General features: G+C 70.7%; 16 protein-coding genes. 9 read left to right on the plus strand and 7 right to left on the minus strand.

The annotated features are described in order from the left end of the window. The first annotated feature begins 20 nt into the window (after positions 1-20). The 4 genes from AB0C27_RS21515 (at position 21) to AB0C27_RS21530 (ending at position 4,178) form a co-directional block, all read left to right on the plus strand. Positions 21-992, plus strand: coding sequence for a LacI family DNA-binding transcriptional regulator (locus AB0C27_RS21515; protein ID WP_357846498.1), 972 nt, complete (start codon positions 21-23; stop codon positions 990-992). Then, positions 979-2,238, plus strand: a complete 1,260-nt coding sequence (locus AB0C27_RS21520; RefSeq protein WP_357846500.1) for a serine/threonine-protein kinase — start codon at positions 979-981, stop codon at positions 2,236-2,238. The genes AB0C27_RS21515 and AB0C27_RS21520 overlap by 14 nt, the downstream gene beginning before the upstream one ends. Before the next feature lie 360 nt (positions 2,239-2,598). After that, a complete protein-coding gene (locus AB0C27_RS21525; protein ID WP_357846502.1) occupies positions 2,599-3,660 on the plus strand; it encodes a lytic polysaccharide monooxygenase in 1,062 nt (353 codons plus the stop codon). Further along, positions 3,657-4,178 (plus strand): hypothetical protein, encoded by a 522-nt coding sequence (locus tag AB0C27_RS21530; protein WP_357846504.1) that lies wholly within the window; start codon positions 3,657-3,659, stop codon positions 4,176-4,178. The genes AB0C27_RS21525 and AB0C27_RS21530 overlap by 4 nt, the downstream gene beginning before the upstream one ends. Before the next feature lie 302 nt (positions 4,179-4,480). Here AB0C27_RS21530 and AB0C27_RS21535 read toward each other — a convergent pair whose 3' ends face one another. Beyond that, the gene (locus AB0C27_RS21535; protein WP_357846657.1) at positions 4,481-6,967 is read right to left on the minus strand and encodes a glycoside hydrolase family 9 protein; all 2,487 of its coding nucleotides are present in this window, start codon (positions 6,965-6,967) and stop codon (positions 4,481-4,483) included. 11 nt (positions 6,968-6,978) lie between these two features. Continuing rightward, a complete protein-coding gene (locus AB0C27_RS21540; protein WP_357846506.1) occupies positions 6,979-9,891 on the minus strand; it encodes a glycoside hydrolase family 48 protein in 2,913 nt (970 codons plus the stop codon). Positions 9,892-10,231: 340 nt separating this feature from the next. On the opposite strand from AB0C27_RS21540, the gene AB0C27_RS21545 reads away from it, so the two are divergent. Beyond that, positions 10,232-12,544, plus strand: a complete 2,313-nt coding sequence (locus tag AB0C27_RS21545) for a glycoside hydrolase family 6 protein (RefSeq protein WP_357846508.1) — start codon at positions 10,232-10,234, stop codon at positions 12,542-12,544. Positions 12,545-12,591: 47 nt separating this feature from the next. Here AB0C27_RS21545 and AB0C27_RS21550 read toward each other — a convergent pair whose 3' ends face one another. The 5 genes from AB0C27_RS21550 to AB0C27_RS21570 form a co-directional block, all read right to left on the minus strand. Then, positions 12,592-12,999: a DUF1992 domain-containing protein gene (locus AB0C27_RS21550; RefSeq protein ID WP_357846511.1), complete on the minus strand. Its 408-nt coding sequence runs from the start codon at positions 12,997-12,999 to the stop codon at positions 12,592-12,594. A 13-nt stretch (positions 13,000-13,012) separates the two neighbouring features. Further along, a complete protein-coding gene (gene folP / locus AB0C27_RS21555) occupies positions 13,013-13,912 on the minus strand; it encodes a dihydropteroate synthase (RefSeq protein WP_357846513.1) in 900 nt (299 codons plus the stop codon). Positions 13,913-14,001: 89 nt separating this feature from the next. Next, positions 14,002-14,475: an ATP-binding protein gene (locus AB0C27_RS21560; RefSeq protein WP_357846515.1), complete on the minus strand. Its 474-nt coding sequence runs from the start codon at positions 14,473-14,475 to the stop codon at positions 14,002-14,004. Positions 14,476-14,573: 98 nt separating this feature from the next. After that, positions 14,574-15,623: an NAD-dependent epimerase/dehydratase family protein gene (locus tag AB0C27_RS21565; RefSeq protein WP_357846517.1), complete on the minus strand. Its 1,050-nt coding sequence runs from the start codon at positions 15,621-15,623 to the stop codon at positions 14,574-14,576. 63 nt (positions 15,624-15,686) lie between these two features. Continuing rightward, positions 15,687-16,868, minus strand: coding sequence for a zinc-dependent alcohol dehydrogenase (locus tag AB0C27_RS21570; protein ID WP_357846519.1), 1,182 nt, complete (start codon positions 16,866-16,868; stop codon positions 15,687-15,689). Between the two features lie 95 nt (positions 16,869-16,963). Between AB0C27_RS21570 and AB0C27_RS21575 the strand changes: the two genes are divergently transcribed. The 4 genes from AB0C27_RS21575 to AB0C27_RS21590 all read left to right on the plus strand — a co-directional run bounded on the left by AB0C27_RS21575 (position 16,964) and on the right by AB0C27_RS21590 (position 20,879). Beyond that, positions 16,964-17,233, plus strand: a complete 270-nt coding sequence (locus tag AB0C27_RS21575) for a hypothetical protein (RefSeq protein WP_357846521.1) — start codon at positions 16,964-16,966, stop codon at positions 17,231-17,233. A 202-nt stretch (positions 17,234-17,435) separates the two neighbouring features. Continuing rightward, entirely contained in the window at positions 17,436-18,485 is a 1,050-nt protein-coding gene (locus tag AB0C27_RS21580; RefSeq protein WP_357846659.1) for a polyprenyl synthetase family protein, read from the plus strand. A gap of 12 nt (positions 18,486-18,497) precedes the next feature. Next, positions 18,498-19,439, plus strand: a complete 942-nt coding sequence (locus AB0C27_RS21585) for a 4-hydroxy-3-methylbut-2-enyl diphosphate reductase (protein WP_357846523.1) — start codon at positions 18,498-18,500, stop codon at positions 19,437-19,439. Positions 19,440-19,469: 30 nt separating this feature from the next. Further along, complete coding sequence (locus AB0C27_RS21590; protein ID WP_357846525.1) at positions 19,470-20,879, plus strand: family 2B encapsulin nanocompartment shell protein; 1,410 nt, start codon at positions 19,470-19,472, stop codon at positions 20,877-20,879. Positions 20,880-20,904 lie beyond the last annotated feature (25 nt).

A 20,904-nucleotide genomic window follows, 5' to 3' on the forward strand; every position in this document is an offset into this window, starting at 1 on the left:
ATCTTCCCGCGAGGTGCTCCATGTCCGAGCAGCCCACACTGGCACAGGTGGCGGCCGCTGCCGGGGTTTCCCCCGCGACCGCATCTCGAGTCCTCACGGGCTCGGTGCGGGTCAGTACCTCGACCCGCCGCCAAGTCTACGACGCCGTGTCCCGCATGGGATACGTCAGGCAACGCGCACCCCGGGGGACGGCCGCGAAGACCATGGCCGACGGCGTCACGGCGGTGATCTGTGACCATCTCCCCCGGCTCTTCAACGAGCCCTACTACGCCAGGCTCCTGTCCGCCGCCGGCGCGGTGATCGCCGAACACGGCACCCACCTGATGGTGACCACCGTCGCCCCCACCTCCTCCACGCTGCCCGCCCTCTCCGGCGCGGTGCTCATCGTGGGCGCCAGGGAACGCCATCCCCTGGCGATCAAGCTGTCCACCTCGGGCGTCCCGGTCCGCAACATCGGCCGGCCGCCCCACGACCTCAGGCTCCCGTACGCCGACGTCGACAACCTCGACGGCGGCCGGCAGGCGGCCGAGCACTTCCTGCTGTCCGGCCGCAGAAACGTGGCGGCCATCGGCGGGCCGCCGTCCTTACCCGGCGCCCGAGACCGGCTGGAGGGCCTCGTCCGCACCCTCCAGGCCGCAGGCGCCCCCGATGTCCCCGTCGCGTACGGCGACTTCACCGCGGCCTCGGGCACCCACGCCATGCAGTGGCTGTTACGCCACGCCCCCGGCCTGGACGCCGTGTTCGTGGCCTCCGACCTGATGGCGGCCGGCGCCATCCAGGCCCTGCGCAGGGCGGGCCGCAAGATCCCCGCCGACGTCGCGGTGATCGGATTCGACGACGCCCCCGTCGCCAGGCACACCGTGCCCGCCCTGACCACCGTCCGCCAGCCCGTCGAGGAGCTCGCCACCGTCGCCACCCGGCTGCTCCTGACGGGGGCCGCGGGCATCGACCCCGTCCTCCCCACGGAACTGGTCGTCCGTGAGTCGGCTTGAGCCCGGGGACGTACTGGCCCGCCGGTACCTGCTGCTGGACCCGCTGGCCAGAGGGGGCATGTCGGTCATCTGGCGGGCTTTCGACCAGTCCCTGCACCGGATGATCGCGGTCAAGGTGCTCACCGCCTCCCTGCACACCGACTCGGGAGCGCGGGTCAGCGTACGCAGCGAGGCGCGCGCCGCGGCCAGGTTCATCCACCCCGACTCGATCGAGATCTACGACTACGGCGAGACCGTCACCACCAGCGGCGGCGTCGCGGCGTACGTGGTGATGCCGCTGCTCGACGGCACGCCGCTGGCCGAGCGGATCGAGCGGGGCCCGCTGCCGTGGCAGGAGGCCGCCTCCATCGCGCTGCGGCTGGCGCGGGTGCTGATGGCCGGGCACGCCCGCGGCCTGGTGCACAGGGACGTGACGGCGGAGAACGTGCTGCTCACGGCGGCCGGTCCCAAGCTGCTCGACTTCGGCATCGCGGCCTGGGCCGGCGACCCCGAGGACGATCGTGGCACCCCTCCCTACGTCGCCCCAGAACGGCTGCTCGGCGCGCCGACCGATCCCGCGGTCGACGTCTACGCTCTGGGCGTGCTGCTGCACACGATGCTCACCGGGCGCACGCCGTACCCGGAGACCACGTGGGAGGAGATCGAGGCGGCCCGCAGGACCGAGCCACCGCCCCGGGTGCCCGGCGTGCCGAACGCCGTGGCCACGCTCTGCCAGCGCTGCCTGGCGCGCCTGCCCGAGGAGCGGCCGACGGCGGCGCAGATCGTCTCGGCCCTGACCTCCGCGCTCGGCACGGCGACGCTGGGCCGGCACGTGCGGCGCGGGCTCACGGTGGCGGGCTCGGCGGCCATCGCGCTGTCGGTCCTGCTCTGGTTCCAGCAGACGCGGCCTCCCGAACACCCGCCCGAGCAGCCGCAGCGGGCGGCCCAGCCGCCGCCGTCGCCCACGGCCAACCTGATCGAGCGCTCGCCGGCCACGGCGATCACCGTCGAGCAGGCCGCGGCCGGCTTCAGAACGGTGCTGGAGGCGCGGACGCCGTGCGGCGCGACCGACGATGACGTGGTGCTGGACCTGCGGCAGGTCCTCGACGACACGGTGGCGCCGCGGCACGGCCCGTCGGAGGTCGAGACGGCGAGCCTGCGCGCCAAGCTCTCCACCCGGTTGCAGGAGGGCCGCCTCACACCGGCCTGCCTGAGCGAGCTGCAGGCCAGGCTGGACGACATCGACGCCGCCGTACAGCGGGACTGAACCGGCGGGACTGAACCGGCGGGACCAGGGCCAGCGGGACCAGGGCCGGTGCGGCGTGAGCGAGTGCGGCGGTTCGGGAGCGGCGGATTGACGAGGGGTACGGCCGCACCAGCCGTACCCCTCCATCGCGCGGGCCAGACCCCTCACAATGCGTGGCCCCGCGCGAGCCCGCTCCCCTGCCTCCGCGAGAGGGAGCGTAGTGGGAGCGCTCCCATATGGGTAGCCCCAAATTCGCCATGACCATGATCGCGTGAAAGTTTCACTGAAGATTGTCGAATCAAGAAATGTCGTGATTCAATGCGCTGGCCGGGCGGGCAGGTCGTGGGCAGTTTCCTCTGTCGTCAGCGCAAGGGAATCCCCATGAAGTTATTCAAGTCGGCGGCACTCACCGCCGTCCTGGTCCTGATCACCAGTGTCCTGATGGCCCCCACGCAGGCACAGGCGCACGGAGTGTCGATGTTCCCCGGCGCCCGTACGTTCCTGTGCTGGCAGGACGGCCTGCGGGACAACGGGCAGATCCTCCCCTACAACCCCGCGTGCGCCGCCGCCGTCAACCAGAGCGGCACGACCCCCCTCTACAACTGGTTCGCCGTGCTGCGCTCCGACGGCGCCGGCCGGACCTCCGGATTCATCCCCGACGGGCAGCTCTGCAGCGGCGGCACCGGCGGGCCCTACGACTTCTCGGCCTACAACGCGGTCCGCTCCGACTGGCCGCTGACCCACTTGACCTCCGGGGCCTCCATCACGATGCGGCACAGCAACTGGGCCGAGCACCCCGGGTCGTTCAACTACTACATCACCAAGAACGGCTGGAACCCCAACGGGCCGCTCAAGTGGTCCGACCTTGAGCCGTTCGGCAGCGTCACGAATCCGCCCAAGTCCGGCGGCGCCGGCGGGCTCAACTACTACTACTGGAACGCCCAGTTGCCCTCAGGCAAGAGCGGGCGGCACATCATCTACACGCACTGGATCCGTTCCGACAGCAACGAGAACTTCTACAGCTGCTCGGACGTCGTCTTCGACGGCGGCAACGGCGAGGTGACCGGCGTCGGACCCGGCGGCAGCACTCCTGACCCCGACCCCGACCCCGATCCGACCGACCCTCCTCCCACCGGCGGCTGCACCGCCACGTGGAAGGCCACCGACACCGGCTGGGCCGGCCACTTCCAGGGTGAGGTGACCGTGAAGAACACGGGCACCAGCGCGCTGAACGGCTGGACGGTCAAGTGGACCTACACCGGCGGCCAGGGCTTCGACGGCCAGCCGTGGAACGGGGTGCTGTCCGCACAGGCGCCGAACGTGGCGGTCAAGAACGCCACGTACAACGGACAGCTCGCACCGAACGCGTCGACCTCGTTCGGGTTCAACGCCACCGGCTCGGTCCCGAGCCCCGCACCCAGCCTGACCTGCACCAGCCCGTGATCTCAACCCGTCGCGGGCTCGTCGCGGCACTCGTCACCCTGGCCGGCCTGACCCTGGCCGGGGTGACGTTCTTCGTGGCCAGGCAGCCGTCCTCGCAGCTCAACGAGGAGCTCGCCGCCCAGGTGACCCTGATACTCGAACAGGCCTCGCCAGGCGAGCACCACTCCCACGGGCACAGCTTCGACGCGGGCGTCGTGTGCGCCGTGGAGCCCTTCGGCACCGAACCCCCGAACGCCGCCTCCCTGGTCGAGGTGCGCTGGGTCTACGCCCGTCACATGTGCGCCATCACCGGCCAGAGCCGGGACTGGGCGTCGTCCGTGCGCGCCTCGGGCCCGATCGCCGTGAAGATTGACATCCCGCCCCAGGTCAGGGTGCCCGAGGCGGGCGCCGGCTACCCGGAGCGGGTCCGGCGGCTCATCCCCGAGCGTTACCACGAGCAGGCGTTCGCCGAGTTCAGCGACGACGCGGCGATCGACGCGGCGCGGGAGAGGTTCGCGCTGGCGACGGCCGAGAAGTGACCACCCACAGGTTCGCGCCGGCGCGAGGCTGAGAACAGATCACCTACAGGTTCACGCCGGCGCAAGGGTGAGAACAGACCACCCACAGCTACGCGCCGACGCAAGGGTGAGAACGGACCACACACGAACGGACGCGGTCGAGTGGAGGTTCGACCGCGTCCGTCCCATCCGGGCGGGATGGTGTGTTGGGCAGGGATTGTTGTTGGCCCTCACCTCCTCATACGCAGCCGATGGCCGGGGGGTTCAGTCCGTCTTCGTTGGTGCCGCCCCCGCCGCTGCTGCGGCGGGGGCGGGCTCTCGGATCAGCCGGGAGTGCAGCTGATCGGGTCGGGGGTCGTGGCGGCGCCGTTGGCGACGAAGCCGAACGTGGTGCTCGCGCCGGGCGCGAGAGCGCCGTTCCACGCCTCGTTCCTGACCGTGACCGTGGTGCCGGACACGGTGTGCCGGCCGCCCCAGAGCTGGGTGATCGTGCTCGGGGTGGTCCAGGCGACCGTCCAGGCGCCGGTGGGCGACGTGCCGGCGTTCCTGACCGTCACCTCGGCCTGGTACGCGCCGCCCCACGAGTTGACCACCTGGTACGTGGCCGTGCACCCGCCGGCGGGAGCGTCGGTGGTGGTGAAGGAGACGCTGTCCGAGGCGGCCGAGGTGTTGCCCGCCGCGTCCCTGGCCACCACGTGGGCGGTGTAGGACGTGGCGGGGGTGAGCCCGCTCAGGTCGGACGACGTGCTCGTGGCGGTCGCTACCTTGGTGGACCCCAGGTAGACGTCATAACCGGTCACGCCCACGTCGTCGGTGGCGGCCGCCCAGCTCAGCCTGGCCGAGGAGCCCGTGATCGCGGAGACCGCGGGCCTGCCCGGCCGGCCGGGGGCGGTGGTGTCCTCTTCCACCGGACCAGGGGGCTCACCCCAGATCGTGGTGCCGCCGCTGTGGAGGGTGATGTTCGGGGTGCGCACCGGCGTCGCCCCGGGCGTGGTCGGGATGTTCCGGTACGACCAGTCGTTCGCCGGATCCCACGTGCCCGCGCTGGTGATCCTGAACTGCACCTCCCTGCGGTGCTGCGACTGCCCGGCGGGCGCGATGGCCTGTCCTGAGCAGTCGACGTTCACGTAGTACGTGCTGCCGCTCGCCTGGCGCACGGTCGGCGCCGCGCACTGCGTGTAGGCCGACGAGACGCTGATCTGCGCCGGGGTCGTCGAGCCGTCGAGGGTGAAGTAGTAGCGGAACGAGCCGTCGGACAGGACCCGGGCGGGCCAGGCCGACTGGTTGCGGACGATGGCCTTGATCTCGGTGAAGCCGTTGCCCGAGGCGTTCACGCCCGCCTCGACGAAGATCTCCGGGCCGTCCGGGGTCTCGGCCACGGGGAAGTTCGCCGCCGGCGCGCCGCCGTACTCCTGGTAGAGCCGGGCCAGGGCGCTGGTGAAGCCGGCGTTGTAGTCGGTGGCGACCTCGTTCATGACGTAGTCGTCGCGTTTGTCGGTGTAGGCGTCGTTCGGGTCGGGCGGGCCGCCGACGAGCGCGCCGTACAGGGTGTGGCGGGTCTGCTCGGGGTTGGTGATCTGGTCGGTCCACGAGCCGTGCGCCGTACGGTGGTGCGGGTTCCTCGGCGGGTCGGCGCCGAACCCGACCACGTACGACGAGTTACGCGGGTTGTCCCCGAGCGCGTAGTCGATCTGCCGGACCGCGAAGTCGTGGTAGCGGGCCTTGCGCGTGGCGTCGGTGATCGCGTCACTGTGCACGAGCGCGGCGAAGGCGGTGTTGGCCGCGTACCGCAGCGAGCCCCACCGGTCGAGCACGGCTTGGCCGCCCGGCGAGTAGGCCACCTTCGAGCCGTTCACGCCGACCGTCCACCAGTCGAGCCAGCGGTTGGCGTCGTCGAGGTACTGCTGCTTACCGGTCAGCTTGTGCAGCAGCACGTACGCGCCGTACGACTTGTCGTCCCAGGCCAGGGTCCACTTGTACGACTTCGTGGTGCTCTGCGGTTCGGTGCCCAGGCCGGCGTAACCGCTCTCGGCCTTGGCCAGGTAGGCGGCGTCGTTCGTGGCCCGGTAGAGCCAGATCGCGCCCCACACCAGCTCGTCCTGGTAGCCGCTCCACGAGTTGTAGTAGCTGGATGCGTCGGTGACGCACTCGCTGTACTTCTTCCTGACGGTGTCGGCGAAGGAGTAGAGCTGCTTGGCGTGCGTCACCAGCGTGTCGGCATAAGACGGATTTGTCGGGCGGAAGACGATCGAGGAGGCCGCCATCGCCGCCGCCGTCTCCCCCGCCAGATCCGACCCGCCGCACGACGCGTCGATCTTGTACGCCGGCCGGTTCATCGCCATCGCCTCGGCCGGCCCCCACCAGGCGTGGTCCGTGCCGCCGTTGCCGACCTGCCCGTAGAGCACGTTCGGCGACGGGTGCGCCTTGACGAAGTAGTCGTTGACGAACTTGAGGTTGTTCAGCAGGTGGGAGAGCTGGCCGGAGGAGGCGTAGGCGTCGCGGTACTCGACCGCGCCCCAGGCCAGCATCGTGGCGGAGAAGGCCATCGGGAAGCCGAACTTGACGTGGTCGCCCGCGTCGTACCAGCCGCCCGTGAGATCGACTCCGGCGTCCGCGCCGTCGTCCAGGCCGGAGTCCCCGCGCCAGGAGACCCGGTTCCAGCCGGGCAGCTCGCCCGACTGCTGGGCCTCGTAGAAGAACAGCGACTTCTGCAGCGCCTCGCCGTAGGCGAAGGCGGGCGCCGCCGCGTCGGCCGGGGCCGCCGGCCCCGCCCCCATCAGGGACAGGACCAGCGAAGCCACGGCGATCATGGTTGCCTTGCTCACGGGAAGAGCCGCCCGTACTCGGCCAGGGCGACGGCGACGTCCACCTGCGCCCAGAAGCGGTGGTAGTTGAAGACCGGCGCCGGGCCGTTGCCGTTCAGGAACGCCTGCACCCGCGGCCAGTCCGGGTCGTCCTCGTAGAACGACCTGATCGACAGGAACGTGGAGTTCGAGTTGATCGGGTCGCCGTTGGGCATCTCGCCGCTCCAGCCGGCCGGGACGTACACGGGGTCGTCCACGCGCTGGTAGTCGGTCTTGGTCTCCGGCACCGACACGCCCTCGGCGTCACGGTTGTCCCAGATGCCGTCGAGCAGCGCCTTGGCCGTGTCACGGGCCTCGGCGTGGTCGGCCCTGGCCGCGTAGTACATCAGCACCTTGGCGTACGCGCCCGCGACGCCCACGTCCTGCGTGTGGTCCACGACGGTCACGTGCAGGCCCGGGTTGGCCGGCGGCATGCCGGACGTGGCGCTGAAGTTGCCCGCGGGCTGGCCGGTCCAGCGCAGCGTGGACGGGATCTGGTAGCTGCCGTCGGCGTTGATCGTGGTGTTGTCCAGCGCCCACGACACCCACTTGTCCAGCAGCGCCTTGGCGTCGGCGTTGCCGGTGGCGTAGTAGAGCTGCGCCACCCGGTCCATCGTCCACGCCTGGAAGCCGAACCACTGGTTCGACGGCGGATCGTGGTAGACCGGCTGCCAGTCGTAGGTCATGCCGTGGAACTTCGGCAGCCCGGACGGCGGCGTGGCGTAGTGGCCCTCCCAGCTGTTGGTGGCGCCGCCGGCGATGGCGCCCTCGGCCGACTGCAGCCACGTGTAGAACTGCAGCTGCCTGGTCAGGCTGGTGCTCCAGTCGGCCGCGCCGGTCGAGCTCTTCGGCCGCAGCTCGGTCACGTTGGACAGTGCCCAGGCCGCGAACGGGTTCTGGTAGCCGGCGTGGTTGTGGCTGGAGCCGATGCGCCAGGCCCAGCCGGCATTGGAGTCGGTCGCGCCGCCCCAGGCGTAGTACCAGGACAGCAGGTAGTTGGAGGCGTTCTTGCCGGTGCCCGCCGGGCACGACGGGCTCGTGCACCCGGGCTGCTTGAAGTACTTGTCGTACATCGCGTAGCGCAGGTAGTCGCCCATCTTGGCGGCCTTGGCCACGGTGGCGGAGATGTCGCCGGCCTTGTTCTGCTCCTTGGCCCAGGTCAGCGCCCAGTAGGCGGCCTGGACCGCCCGGGCGTCGGCGTCGGGGGCGTTGGTGTACTTCCACTGCTTGGCGTACGAGGCGTCCTTGATGAACAGGTCCAGGTAGCCGTTGGTGCCGCCGTGGGCGAAGGTGTCGCAGGACGGCTGCGGGATCGTCTCGAAGACCGACTCCTCGGGGCCGCGCTGGTAGGTGTTGATGTAGGCGGGCCTGGTCGTGCCGTCGCCGCAGCGGCCGAAGCCGTAGGTGTTGTCGACGTCGAGCAGCCAGTGCATGCCGTAGACGTCGCGGGTGCCGTACGCGCTCTGCAGCTCGCCGGCGATCGGGTCGGTGCCGACGCTGACACTGGAGTCGATCTGCGTCGGGTAACTGTTGATCGTGTTGTACTCGGCCGCGTACGTCGCCGGCTTCGAGGGGTCGTAGAAGGAGTTCGTCGGCTGGTCGGCGGTGGCCGGGATGATGTACTTCTCCATCGAGGCCCACGCGGCGTTGAACTTCGACCAGTCGCCGGTCACCTGCCCGTACGTCGCCTCCAGCCACAGGTAGTAGCTGTAGGCCTCGGACGTGGTCTCGTGCCCGTGGTCCGGCGCCTCGACCATGAACGTCTCGATCGAGTGGTACGGCACGCCCTCGGGCGAGAAGTAGCCGTTGGCCGGGTCGTGCAGCTCGTTGTAGAGCTCGACGAAGCGGGCCACGTACTCGTTGTCGCCGCCGACGTCGTCGTCCGCCTCGTTCGCCGTCACGTCCACCGCGGTGTAGCCGGTGGCGCTGACCCGGAAGACGGCCGAGCCGGCCGTGGTGTCGGCGTCGTCGGCCGCGGCCAGCGTGACGTTCTGCACGGTGTTCCAGTTCGACGGCGTGAACGTCCTGGTCGCGGAGCCGGAGACGGTGAGGTCCGCGTCACCGCTGACGCGGGCGACCGAGACGCTCACGTTCGCCGAGGGCGCCTGCGACAGCCGCACACCGAAGGAGGCGGTGCCGTCCTCCGGCACGGAGATGGTCGTCGGGCTCACCACGAGCGCCGGGCCCGAGTCCGGCGAGACCGTGATGCCGACCGGGGCGGAGGTCGTGACCAGGCCGCTGTTGTCGGTGGCCCTGGCCGTGATCGAGTAGCTGCCGGCGGCCACGTTCGACCAGGTGTAGGCGTAGGGGGAGGAGGTGTCGGTGCCCAGCAGCGTGGAGCCCTGGTAGAAGTCGACCTTGGCGACGGTGCCGTCGGAGTCGGCGGCGGTGGCCGTGATCGGCACGGTGGCGGGGGCGGTGAACGTCTGGCCCGCGGCGGGCGAGGTCAGCGCCACGGTGGGCGCGTTGCCTGTGGCGCCGCAGGTGACCCCGTTGACGCTGAACGTGGCCGGGCTCGGGTTGCTGCCCGTCCAGGTGCCGTTGAAGCCGATGTTGGTGGAGGCGCCGGTGGCCAGGCTGCCGTTCCAGGGCATGTTGGTGCCGGTCACGCGGGGGCCCGACTGGCTCCAGTTGGCGCCCCAGCCGGTCGGGGTGTAGCGCTGGCCCGTGGTCGGGAAGTCGAAGGCCAAGGACCAGGACGTGATGGGGTCGCCGGTGTTCTTCAGCGTGATGTTCGCGGTGAAACCGCCCTGGTTCTGGCCGCTCGTCCACTGGTTGGCCGCGTACGTCACATCGCAGGCCACCGCGGCCTGGGCGGGAGCGGCCGTGACGGCCGCGGTCGCGCCCGCGACGAGGACGAGCGTCGTGGCCACGGCGAGCCGTCTCGCCAACCGGGTCAAGAGAATCGGAGGTCTGTGCTTCACGGGGTCTCCATGGGAGTAGGGGGTTGGGAGCGCTCCCAAACGGGATTGTGGATGCCCTCCGGCGTATGTCAACGGAATGGCGTGTCGGTGACCCCCGTGTTTCCTCTCACCAGGCTGGCCGGGATGAAAGTTTCATCTGTGTCGGAGGGCATTCGGCGAGCATGCGGGGCGGTCGAAACCCCGCGATCAAGCGGGCTCTCGACACGGATCCGGCCGCGACAGACCATGGGAGCGCTCCCAGCCACCTAAGCACTGGAGATGATCGCAAGTGAGACTCCACCGCGGCCTCCGCAAATGGGCCGTGACCATGACCGCCGCGAGTGTCGCGGCCTTAGGGCTCGTCGCCGGCCAGAGCACGGCCGCGAACGCCGCCGTCGCCTGCGACGTGACCTACACAGCCAACTCGTGGACGAGCAGCCCTGGTCAGGGCGGTTTCACCGCGAACATCACGCTGAAGAACACCGGCGACCCCATCTCGTCGTGGTCGCTGGCCTTCGACTACCCGACGACCACGCAGCGCTACACCCCCACCGGCTGGGGGGCCAACTGGAGTCAGTCGGGCTCCCGGGTGACCGGGACCAACATGCCGTACAACGGGAGCCTGGCCACGGGCGCCTCGGTCTCGGTGGGCTTCAACGGCACCTGGTCCGGCACCAACCCGAACCCGACCTCGTTCAGCGTCAACGGCACCACCTGCGGCGGCACGACCCCCACCACCCCGTCGGTGGTCACCTCCGCCAGCGCGGTCGCGGTCAACGAGGGCGGCACGGCGACGTTCACCGCCAGGCTCTCCTCGGCGCCGAGCTCGAACGTGACCGTCACCACCGCGCGGACCAGCGGTGACACGGACCTGACCGTCAGCTCGGGCGCCTCACTCACCTTCACGCCGTCGAACTGGAGCACCGCGCAGACGGTCACCCTGGCCGCCGCCCAGGACTCCGACACCACGGCGGGCACCGCCTCCTTCAGCGTCAGCGGCACCGGCGTCACCGGCGCCACGGTGAGCGCCACCGAGGTCGACGACGACGCCACCGTGGAGCAGTCACTCGTCGTCACGCCGGCCGCGGTGACCGTGCCCGAGGGCTCGACCGGCACCTTCACCGTGCGGCTGGCCGCCCAGCCCGCCTCCGGCGTGACCGTCACGACCACGGCGGGCAGCGGCGACGCCGACCTCACCGTCTCCTCCGGCGGCAGCCTCGCCTTCACCACGTCGAACTGGAACACCCCGCAGACGGTCACCCTGGCCGCCGCGCAGGACTCCGACACCGCCGCCGGCAGCCGGACCTTCACCGTCGCCTCCACCGGCCTGACCTCGCGGACGGTCACCGCCACCGAGGCCGACGACGACGGCGGGCCCACCCCGACCCACGTGGAGAACCCGTACGCGGGAGCCACCGGCTACGTGAACCCGAACTGGAGCGCCAGGGCCGCGGCCGAGCCCGGCGGCTCGGCGGTCGCCAACGTCTCCACGGCCGTGTGGATGGACCGCATCGCGGCCATCGCCGGCGCGTCCGGCGCCATGGGCCTGCGCGCCCACCTGGACGAGGCCGTCAGGCAGGACGCCGCCAACGGCTCCGCGCCGCTGACCATCCAGGTCGTCATCTACAACCTGCCCAACCGCGACTGCTCGGCGCTGGCCTCCAACGGCGAGCTGCGCATCTCCGAGGACGGCTTCAACCGCTACAAGACGGAGTACATCGACCCGATCGCGGCCATCCTCCGCGAGTCCGCCTACGCGAACCTGCGCATCGTCACCATCATCGAGCCCGACTCGCTGCCGAATCTCGTCACCAACCTGGACAGGTTCGCCGACTGCCGCGAGGCCAACGGCGCCGGCGGCTATCGTGACGGCGTCCGGTACGCGCTCAACCAGTTGCACGCCATCACCAACGTCTACACCTACATCGACGCCGCCCACCACGCGTGGCTCGGCTGGGACTCGAACTTCCAGCCCTCCGTCAACCTCTTCTACGAGACGGTGGCCGGCACCACCGCTGGCGTGGACAGCGTGGACGGCTTCATCGTCAACACCGCCAACTACTCCGCGACGACCGAGCCGCACTTCACCATCAACACCACGGTGAACGGCACCTCGGTGCGCCAGTCCAAGTGGGTCGACTGGAACTACTACGTGGACGAGCAGTCCTTCGCCGTCGCCCTGCGCACCGCCCTGATCGCCAAGGGCTTCCGCTCCGGCCTCGGCATGCTGATCGACACCTCGCGCAACGGCTGGGGCGGCAGCGCCCGCCCGAGCGGCCCGAGCACGTCGACCAACGTGGACGAGTTCGTCAACCAGTCGCGCACCGACCGCCGCATCCACGCCGGCAACTGGTGCAACCAGAGCGGCGCGGGCCTGGGCGCGCGGCCGACCGCTGCTCCGGCCGGCGGCCTCGACGCCTACGTCTGGATCAAGCCGCCCGGCGAGTCCGACGGCGCCAGTGAGGACATCCCGAACGACGAGGGCAAGAAGTTCGACCGGATGTGCGACCCGACCTACCCCGGCAACGACCTCAACGGCAACAACATGTCGGGGGCGCTGGCCGACGCGCCGCTGTCAGGGCAGTGGTTCTCCGCCCAGTTCAGGCAGCTGCTGCAGAACGCCTACCCGCCCGTCAACTGAGATGACCCGGCCGGCCGGCGACCCGCCTGACCCGGGTCGCCGGCCGGTCACCTCTTTCTGTGGGCCCGGCGCCACTCCGCGACGATCTCGTCCGCGTCGAAGGGCATCAGGTTGAGCGGCGGCCCGGACAGCCCCGTCCTGATCGCCTCGCGGATCCGTTCGTTGATCTCCGTCACGATCCGCCTGGCCTCGGTCTCCGAGCGGGCCCCGCGTGCCTCGGCCAGGGCCCGTTCGGCGTCCTTGCGCAGTGCCAGCGTGGGCGGCAGGGGCATGGACAGCCCCTCGCTCTCGACCTTCTGCTTGATCCACCACATGTCGTCGAGGTACCGGTCGAGGTTCGGCAGCGGTTTGCCCTTGCCGGGCAGGTCGTCGAACTCGCCGCGCTCCTCGGCCTCGCGGATCTGCCGGTCGATCCAGCTCTCGAAGGGCATGCCGACGGGCTTGCGGTCGCTCACGGATGTGCTCTCCTCACGCCAGGTTGTGACTGGGGGCGGCGGGGCCGCGCCAGCCGAGCACGGCCTCGGTCATGCGTACGGACGCGACGGTCGCCGCGACGTCGTGGACGCGCAGGATGCGGGCGCCCTTGAGGATGGAGACCACGTTGGCGGCGATCGTGCCCTCCTTCCGCTCGCCCTGGGGACGGTCGAGCGTCTCGCCGATGAAGTCCTTGTTGGACAGCGCCACCAGCGTGGGGTAGCCGATCGAGGTGATCTCCTCCAGCCGGCGCGTCAGCTCCAGGGAGTGGAAGGTGTTCTTGTTGAGGTCGTGGCCGGGATCGATGATGATCTTCTCCGGCAGGATGCCAGCCTTGAGCGCGGCCGAGACCCGTTCGCGCAGGAAGTCGGCCACCTCGGACACGACGTCGGCGTAGCTCGGCCGGAAGACCCGGCGGCCGGGGCCGCCCAGGCTGTGGGTGACGATGACGCCGGCGCCGGTCTCGGCGGCGACCTCGGCCAGGCCGGGCTCGCGCAGGCCGTTGGTGTCGTTGATGACGTCGGCGCCCGCCTCAAGGGCGGCCCTGGCCACCTCGGGGCGGTGGGTGTCGACCGAGATCACCGCGTCGGTGGCGGCCCTGACCCTGGCGATGACCGGGGCCACCCGGTCGATCTCCTCCGCCACGTCGATGTGGGCCTGGGCCGCGGAGAAGGCGAAGCCGCCGATGTCGACCCAGTCTGCCCCCTCGTCCACGGCCCGCGTCGCCGCCTCGACCGCGCGGTCGAGCTCGAACGTGCTGCCCTGGTCGTGGAAGGAGTTGGGCGTCCTGTTGACGATGGCCATGATGGCGACCTGGCGCTCGAAATCGAACTCGCGCCGTCCGATGCGCCGGACAGGAGAGATGATCCCGGGGGAAAGCTCTTCGCCGCTCACGTAGTGATCCCTTTCCGTCGCCTTGAGCCTACCCGGCGCCCGGCCAGGTCAGACGGCCCGGGACCCGGGCGCGGCGATCACGCGGAGGCTCACGCGGTGAAGCGGCCGAACGGGCGCCCGCCCGGCGCCGTGACCCGGATGCGCCGCATGCTCCTCGACGCCCTCGGACCGCTCTCCCGTGGTAACCGCATGGTCAGCAGGACCGTGGTGCCGCCGGGCCCGGTGCGGAAGTCGGCGGCGTCGCACAGCCGCCTGATCAGGTAGATCCCCCGCCCGGTGTGGGACTCGTCGGAAGGCCGCTTGGCGCCGTTCATGTACGCCTCGGGAATGCCCGCGCCCCGGTCACTGGTCTCGGAGCGGATGACCCCGTCGACCGTCCACAGCTTGAACCGCCCGCGCCCGCCCGCGTGCTCGATGGCGTTGACCACGCTCTCGTGCACCGCCAGCACGAAGTCGTCGAGCCTCGGGCCGTGCAGCCCGCAGCTTCTGGCCTGCTCGGACACGGCGTGGCGCAGCTTCGTCAGGTCTTGGAGAGTGAAGTCCTGGGCGATCAGGGTACGCATGCGCTCCTCCGTGCCGTTTCGACACACCGGCCACGCTTCAGGACCCCGCGTGATCTGACATCTTCCCCTGCGGCCGGATCTTACACACAGTCATGTGGTTACGGGCGTCCGCCGATGCCGGTGGCGAGCTCGCGAACGCGGGCCATCGGCCCCCCGTCGGGCGCCAGTGGCGCGGTCTCCATCCCCGCGCCGTCGTGCATGCCTTCGAACAGCTCCCGCATGGCCTCGAACGAGGAGTAGCGCGGGGCCCAGCCCAGCACCTCCCGCGCGCGGTCGGTCCGCATGACCGGGATGCGCAGGAACAGTTCGAGCAGCCCTGGCGCGGCGGGCACGAGCCGCAGGTGCCAGCCCGCCGCCACCGCCGCCCTGGCCAGGCCGCGCGGCACCGGGACCGTGCGGGCGCCGAGCAGCTCGGCCAGGTCGTGCGGGTCGAGCACGGGCTCGGCGGCGATGTTGAACGCGCCCCGCACTTCCTTGGTGACGGCCAGCCGATAAGCCTCGGCCGCGTCGGCGGCGTGCAGCACCTGCAGCCGCAGTCCTGGGATGTCCGGCACGAACGGGATCCGCCCGGCCCTGACGAGCCGCCTGGGCACGAAGGGCCCGCCGAACAGCCTGCGCTGCTCGGTCGCGGCGACGCGCTGGAAGATGAAACCGGGGCGCATGCGTACGACCCGGACGTGAGGATGGTCGTGCTCGAACACGTCGAGCACCCGTTCCACGTACGCCTTCTCCCGCCCGTACGCCGCCCCCGGCCAGCCGTGCGTGGGCCAGCTCTCGTCGACCGGCCGATCCTTCGGCCCCGGCGAGTACGCCCCGACGGACGAGGCGTGGACCAGCGCCGGTACCCCCGCCTCCGCCACGGCGCGGAAGACCCGCATGCTGCCCAGCACGTTGGCCCGCCAGGTGACCTCGGGATGCCGGGTCGGCTGGAACAGCCAGGCCAGGTGCACCACGGCGTCCGCGCCGTCGAAGATCCTGGTCAGGTCGTCGGTGGCCACGTCGGCCCGCCGCCAGTCGGTGCGGTCGATCCGCCAGCCGGGCAGCCGGCGGGCGACCCCGACGATCGAGCTCACGTCCTCGTCCGCGGCCAGCGCGCGTACGACGCTGGTGCCGACGTTCCCGGTAGCACCCACCACGACGACTCTCATGGGTGCTCCGCTGCCCGCCCCCCGGGCCACGAAACGTCGATCCACCACCGGTGACCTGCGACGTTACGGCTGCAGCAGGATCTTCACCGCGCCGTCGGACTTCTTCTGGAACATCTCGTACGCCTGCGGCGCCCGCTCCAGCGGCAGCCGGTGCGTGGTCAGGTCCATCACGCCCAGCGGGTCGGAGTCGTCGGTCACCAGGGGCATGAGCGCGCCGATCCATCTCCTGACGTGCGCCTGGCCCATGCGCAGCGTGATGCCCTTGTCGAACATGCGCAGCATGGGCATCGGGTCGGTCATGCCGCCGTAGACGCCGATGACCGAGATGACCCCGCCGCGCCTGACGGCGTCGATGGCCTGGTTGAGCGCCGCCAGCCGGTCGACGCCCGCGTTCGTCATGAGCGGCGCGGCCACCGCGCCGGGCAGCAGCCCGGTGAGCGTCTGGGCGAGCTTGGCCGCGGTCGAGCCGTGGGCCTCCATGCCGACCGCGTCGATGACGGAGTCCGTGCCGCGCCCGCCGGTGCGTGCGCGGATCTCCCCGGGGACGTCGGTGACCTCACTGGCGTCGATCACCTCGATGCCGTGGCGGCGGGCCATCTCCAGGCGGGCGGTGACGCCGTCCACGCCGATCACGCGGTGGCCGAGGTGGCGGGCGATGCGGGCGCACATCTGGCCGATCGGCCCGAGCCCGAAGACGGTGACGCTGCCGCCCTCGGGGAGCTCCGCGTACGCGACGGCCTGCCAGGCGGTCGGCAGCACGTCGGAGAGGTACAGGAAGCGCTCGTCCGGCGGCCCCTCGGGGACCTTGATCGGGCCGAACTGGGCCTCGGGCACCCGCAGGTACTCGGCCTGCCCGCCGGGCACCTGGCCGTAGAGCCTGGTGTAGCCGAACAGGGCGGCGCCCATGCCGTGCTCGCGCACCTGGGTGGTCTCGCACTGGGCGTACAGCTCCAGCCCGCACATGTGGCAGTGGCCGCAGGCGATGTTGAACGGGACGACCACGCGGTCGCCCGGCCGGATGCCGGAGACGGCCGACCCGACCTCCTCGACGACGCCCATGGGCTCGTGCCCGAGGATGTCGCCCTCGGCCATGAAGGGCCCGAGCACCTCGTACAGGTGCAGGTCGGAGCCGCAGATCCCGGTGCTGGTCACTCTGATGACAGCGTCGGTGGGCTCCTTGATCGACGGGTCGGGGACGTCCTCGACCCGCACGTCACGCTTACCGTGCCAGGTGACTGCCTTCATCCTCGTTCTCCTCAGCCAGAGGCGACAAAAGCCGCATACCCCCACGCAGCTCTCCAAACGGCTCCGGCCTTGAGGCGAGCGCCTAGACTGCCCTCATGGCACCGACCCCCCTCACCCCGGACGAGGCCGCCCGCTTCCGGGGGAACATGTCCGAATGGCTCGCCAAGGAGCTCGCGGAGAAGGGCTCGCTCCGCCTGTCCGCCGTGGACGACCCGGAGCTCCAGCGCCACTTCCAGGAGGCGGTGCACCGGGCGAGCGAACTGCTCGGACGCCCGGTGATCAGCATGGCCGGCCCGCGCGGCATGACGTTCGAGCTCGGCGGTCAGCCGCTCACGGACCGGCAGCAGCCTCCCCTCACCCCGTAACCAGCCCGCTCCGACCTTCTTCGGGCCCCCCACGAGTGACGACACCCGTGGGGGGCCGTTTTGTCGTGCCCTCGAAATGACGCCGGCGACCTGGCGTTCTTCCGGGCTGCCCATGGTCAAGCGGTGGCAGAAGCTTTACACTCTCCGTATTCGATGAGTAACTAGGGGTAGTGACCGACTGGAGAGAGAAGGAGCCGTGCGTATGCCGGTGGGCTTCACCCAGCATTCCCTTGGTTCACGCATTGATCAGCGGCTGAGCGGATTCCTGGAAACCTGGCGCACCCAGGTCTCCGACCCGGGCGTGGAGGCCGCCTACGGCCTGCTGTCCTCGTTCATCCTCGGCGGCGGCAAGCGCGTCCGGCCGCAGCTGTGTTACTGGGGCTGGCGCGGCGCCGGCGGCGACGACTGTGAGGAGATCATCAGCGCCGCCGCCGCCCTTGAGCTGTGTCATGCGGGCCTGTTGATCCACGACGACATCATGGACGGCAGCGAGCTGCGCCGGGGCCGCTCGACCGTCCACATGAGCCTGGCCGGGCTGCACGACGGGCCGGGCGCGGAGGCGTTCGGCCGGGCGGGCGGCATCCTGCTCGGCACCCTCAGCCTGGCCTGGTCCGACGCGCTGCTGTCCTCGTGCGGCGTGGAGGGCGCGCGGCTGCGTTCCGCGCACCACGTGTTCGACACCATGCGCACCGAGGTCATCAGCGGCCAGTACCTCGACGTGCTCGCGCAGCTCCGCTCGGGCGCCACCGAGGAGGAGGCGCTGACGGTGATCCGCTACAAGAGCGCGAAATACACCGTCGAGCGGCCGCTGCAGATCGGGGGCGCGCTGGCCGGCGCCCCGCTGGAGCTGCTGGACGAGTACTCCCGCTTCGGCGTGCCCCTGGGCGAGGCGTTCCAGCTGCGCGACGACGTGCTCGGCACGTTCGGCTCGTCGGCGCAGACCGGCAAGTCGGCGCTGGACGACCTGCGGGAGGGCAAGCAGACGGTGATGTTCGCGCACGCCGTGCAGCACGCCTCCGCCGCCCAGCTCGTCCAGCTGCGGGCCTGGCACGGCAATCCGGCGCTGGACGAGGAGCACGCCGCGCAGGTGCGGCAGATCCTGATCGACACGGGCGCGCTGGCCAGGGTCGAGCAGATGATCGATGAACGGGTCGGCCAGGCCATGACCGCTCTGGGCCGGGCGCAGATCAAGCCGGAGGCCGCCGGCGTGCTGGCCCTCATGGCCGACCAGCTCGCCCACCGCACCAAGTAAGGGGACCCCCGGATGGGACGGGTACTTCTCGCTGCCCCGCGCGGCTACTGCGCGGGCGTGGAACGCGCGATCATGACGGTGGAAGAGGCGCTGAGACGCTTCGGACCCCCCGTCTACGTGCGTAAACAGATCGTCCACAACACCTTCGTGGTCGAGGACCTGACCAGGCGCGGCGCGGTCTTCGTCGAGGAGCTCGACGAGGTCCCCGACGGCGCGCTGGTCGTCTTCTCCGCCCACGGCGTCGCGCCCGCGGTGAAGGACAAGGCCGGGCGGCGCGGCCTGCGCTCGATCGACGCCACCTGCCCCCTGGTCACGAAGGTGCACAAGGAGGCCGTGCGGATGGCGGACGAGGGCTTCGAGATCGTCCTCATCGGCCACGCCGAGCACGAGGAGGTCGAGGGCACGCTCGGCGAGGCTCCCGACCGCATCCACGTCGTGGACCCGGCCAGGCCCGGCGAGCTGGCGACGGCCGGCTCCGGCCGGATGAGCTGGCTGTCGCAGACCACGCTGGCCGTGGACGAGACCATGCGGGCCGTCACGGCGCTGCGCGAGCGCTTCCCCGGCCTGGTCGATCCGCCGAGCGACGACATCTGTTACGCCAGCCAGAACCGCCAGCAGGCGATCACCAGGATCGCGCCGGAGTGCGAGCTCGTCATCGTGGTCGGCTCGCCGAACTCCTCCAACAGCCGACGCCTGGTCGAGGTCGCGCTCAACGCGGGCGCGCACGCCGCCCACCTGGTCGACCGGGCCTGCGACGCCGACGAACGCTGGCTCGACGGCGTCGCGACCGTCGGGGTGAGCTCCGGCGCGTCCGTGCCGGAGAGCCTGGTCGGCGAATTACTGGCCTGGCTCTCGGCCCGCGGATACGCCGACGTGGAGCAGGTGACGCTGACGGAGGAGACCCTCACGTTCTCGCTGCCGCTCGAACTCCGATCCTCCCGCAACCCTCGCTAGGTCCCATCCACAGATTGGCGGTGCACCACGATGACGGAAACCACGCACACCACGGCGCCCGAGAACGGCAACGGGCAGCTCAGCCTCAGTACCGACGCGGCCAAACAGCTCGCGACGACCACCAAGACGCCGCCGCAGATGCAGGAGATCACCAGCCGGTGGCTGCTGCGGCTGCTGCCGTGGGTGCAGTGCTCGGGCGGCGTGTTCCGGGTCAACCGGCGGCTGACGTACACGCTGGGCGACGGCCGGATCACCTTCACCACCACGGGCGCGGAGGTGCGGGTGATCCCGGCGGAGCTGACCGAGCTGCCCATGCTGCGCGGCTTCGACGACATGGACGTGCTCGGCGCGCTGGCCGACCGGTTCAGCCAGCGCGAGGTGGAGGCGGGCGAGGAGATCGTCTCCGAGGGCGGCGAGGTGGACCGGCTCGTGCTGATCGCGCACGGCCGCGTGGCCAAGGTCGGGCACGGCTCGTACGGAGACGAGCAGAACCTCGGCGTGCTGGCCGACGGCGACCACTTCGGCGAGCTGACCCTGGCCGGGGGCGGCCGGCACGAGTTCTCGGCCCGCGCGAAGACGGCCACCACCGTGCTCACGCTCTCCCGCCAGGACTTCGAGCAGATCGCCGAGCAGGCCCCGGCGCTGCGCGAGCACGTCGAGCGCTGGCGCACCAGCGGCGACCGCGAGCAGAACGACTACGGCGAGGCCGCGATCAACATGTCGGCCGGCCACGTCGGCGAGGCCGTCCTGCCCGGCACGTTCGTGGACTATGAGCAGACCCCGCGCGAATACGAGCTGAGCGTGGCCCAGACGGTCCTGCGCGTGCACAGCCGCGTCTCCGACCTGTACAACCAGCCGATGAGCCAGCTCGACCAGCAGCTGCGTCTGACGATCGAGGCCCTGCGCGAGCGCCAGGAGCACGAGCTGATCAACAACAGGGAGTTCGGCCTGCTCCACAACGCCGACTTCGGCCAGCGCATCCGCACTCGCTCCGGCCCGCCCACCCCCGACGACCTCGACGACCTGCTGTCGACCGTGTGGAAGGAGCCGTCGTTCTTCCTGGCCCACCCGCAGGCCATCGCCGCGTTCGGCCGCGAGTGCAGCAAGCGCGGCGTCTACCCGCAGTCGAGTGAGGTCAGCGGCCACCGGGTGCCGGCCTGGCGGGGTGTGCCGATCTTCCCGTGCAACAAGATCCCGGTCTCTGGCACCCGTACGACGTCCTTCCTGCTCATGCGCACCGGGCAGGAGAACCAGGGTGTCGTGGGCCTGCACCAGACCGGCATCCCCGACGAGTACCAGCCGAGCCTGTCGGTCCGCTTCATGAACATCAACGAGAAGGCCGTCATCTCCTACCTGGTCAGCGCCTACTACTCGGCCGCCGTGCTGGTGCCGGACGCGCTCGGCGTGCTGGAGGACGTCGAGCTCGGCAGGAACGGCTAACCGCTCTCATTTCTCGTCAGGAGTT

The sequence above is a fragment of the Nonomuraea sp. NPDC048882 genome (assembly GCF_040649755.1).
Classification (GTDB): Bacteria; Actinomycetota; Actinomycetes; order Streptosporangiales; family Streptosporangiaceae; genus Nonomuraea; species Nonomuraea maheshkhaliensis.

Bases quoted from the DNA above. Each gene is read 5' to 3' on its own strand.
- AB0C27_RS21580 (WP_357846659.1), top strand. From the start codon at position 17,436: ATGCCGGTGGGCTTCACCCAGCATTCCCTTGGTTCACGCATTGATCAG.
- AB0C27_RS21590 (WP_357846525.1), top strand. From the start codon at position 19,470: ATGACGGAAACCACGCACACCACGGCGCCCGAGAACGGCAACGGGCAG.
- AB0C27_RS21570 (WP_357846519.1), bottom strand. From the start codon at position 16,868: ATGAAGGCAGTCACCTGGCACGGTAAGCGTGACGTGCGGGTCGAGGAC.
- AB0C27_RS21545 (WP_357846508.1), top strand. From the start codon at position 10,232: ATGACCGCCGCGAGTGTCGCGGCCTTAGGGCTCGTCGCCGGCCAGAGC.
- AB0C27_RS21525 (WP_357846502.1), top strand. From the start codon at position 2,599: ATGAAGTTATTCAAGTCGGCGGCACTCACCGCCGTCCTGGTCCTGATC.
- AB0C27_RS21585 (WP_357846523.1), top strand. From the start codon at position 18,498: ATGGGACGGGTACTTCTCGCTGCCCCGCGCGGCTACTGCGCGGGCGTG.
- AB0C27_RS21565 (WP_357846517.1), bottom strand. From the start codon at position 15,623: ATGAGAGTCGTCGTGGTGGGTGCTACCGGGAACGTCGGCACCAGCGTC.
- AB0C27_RS21535 (WP_357846657.1), bottom strand. From the start codon at position 6,967: ATGATCGCCGTGGCTTCGCTGGTCCTGTCCCTGATGGGGGCGGGGCCG.
- AB0C27_RS21560 (WP_357846515.1), bottom strand. From the start codon at position 14,475: ATGCGTACCCTGATCGCCCAGGACTTCACTCTCCAAGACCTGACGAAG.
- AB0C27_RS21575 (WP_357846521.1), top strand. From the start codon at position 16,964: ATGGCACCGACCCCCCTCACCCCGGACGAGGCCGCCCGCTTCCGGGGG.
- AB0C27_RS21515 (WP_357846498.1), top strand. From the start codon at position 21: ATGTCCGAGCAGCCCACACTGGCACAGGTGGCGGCCGCTGCCGGGGTT.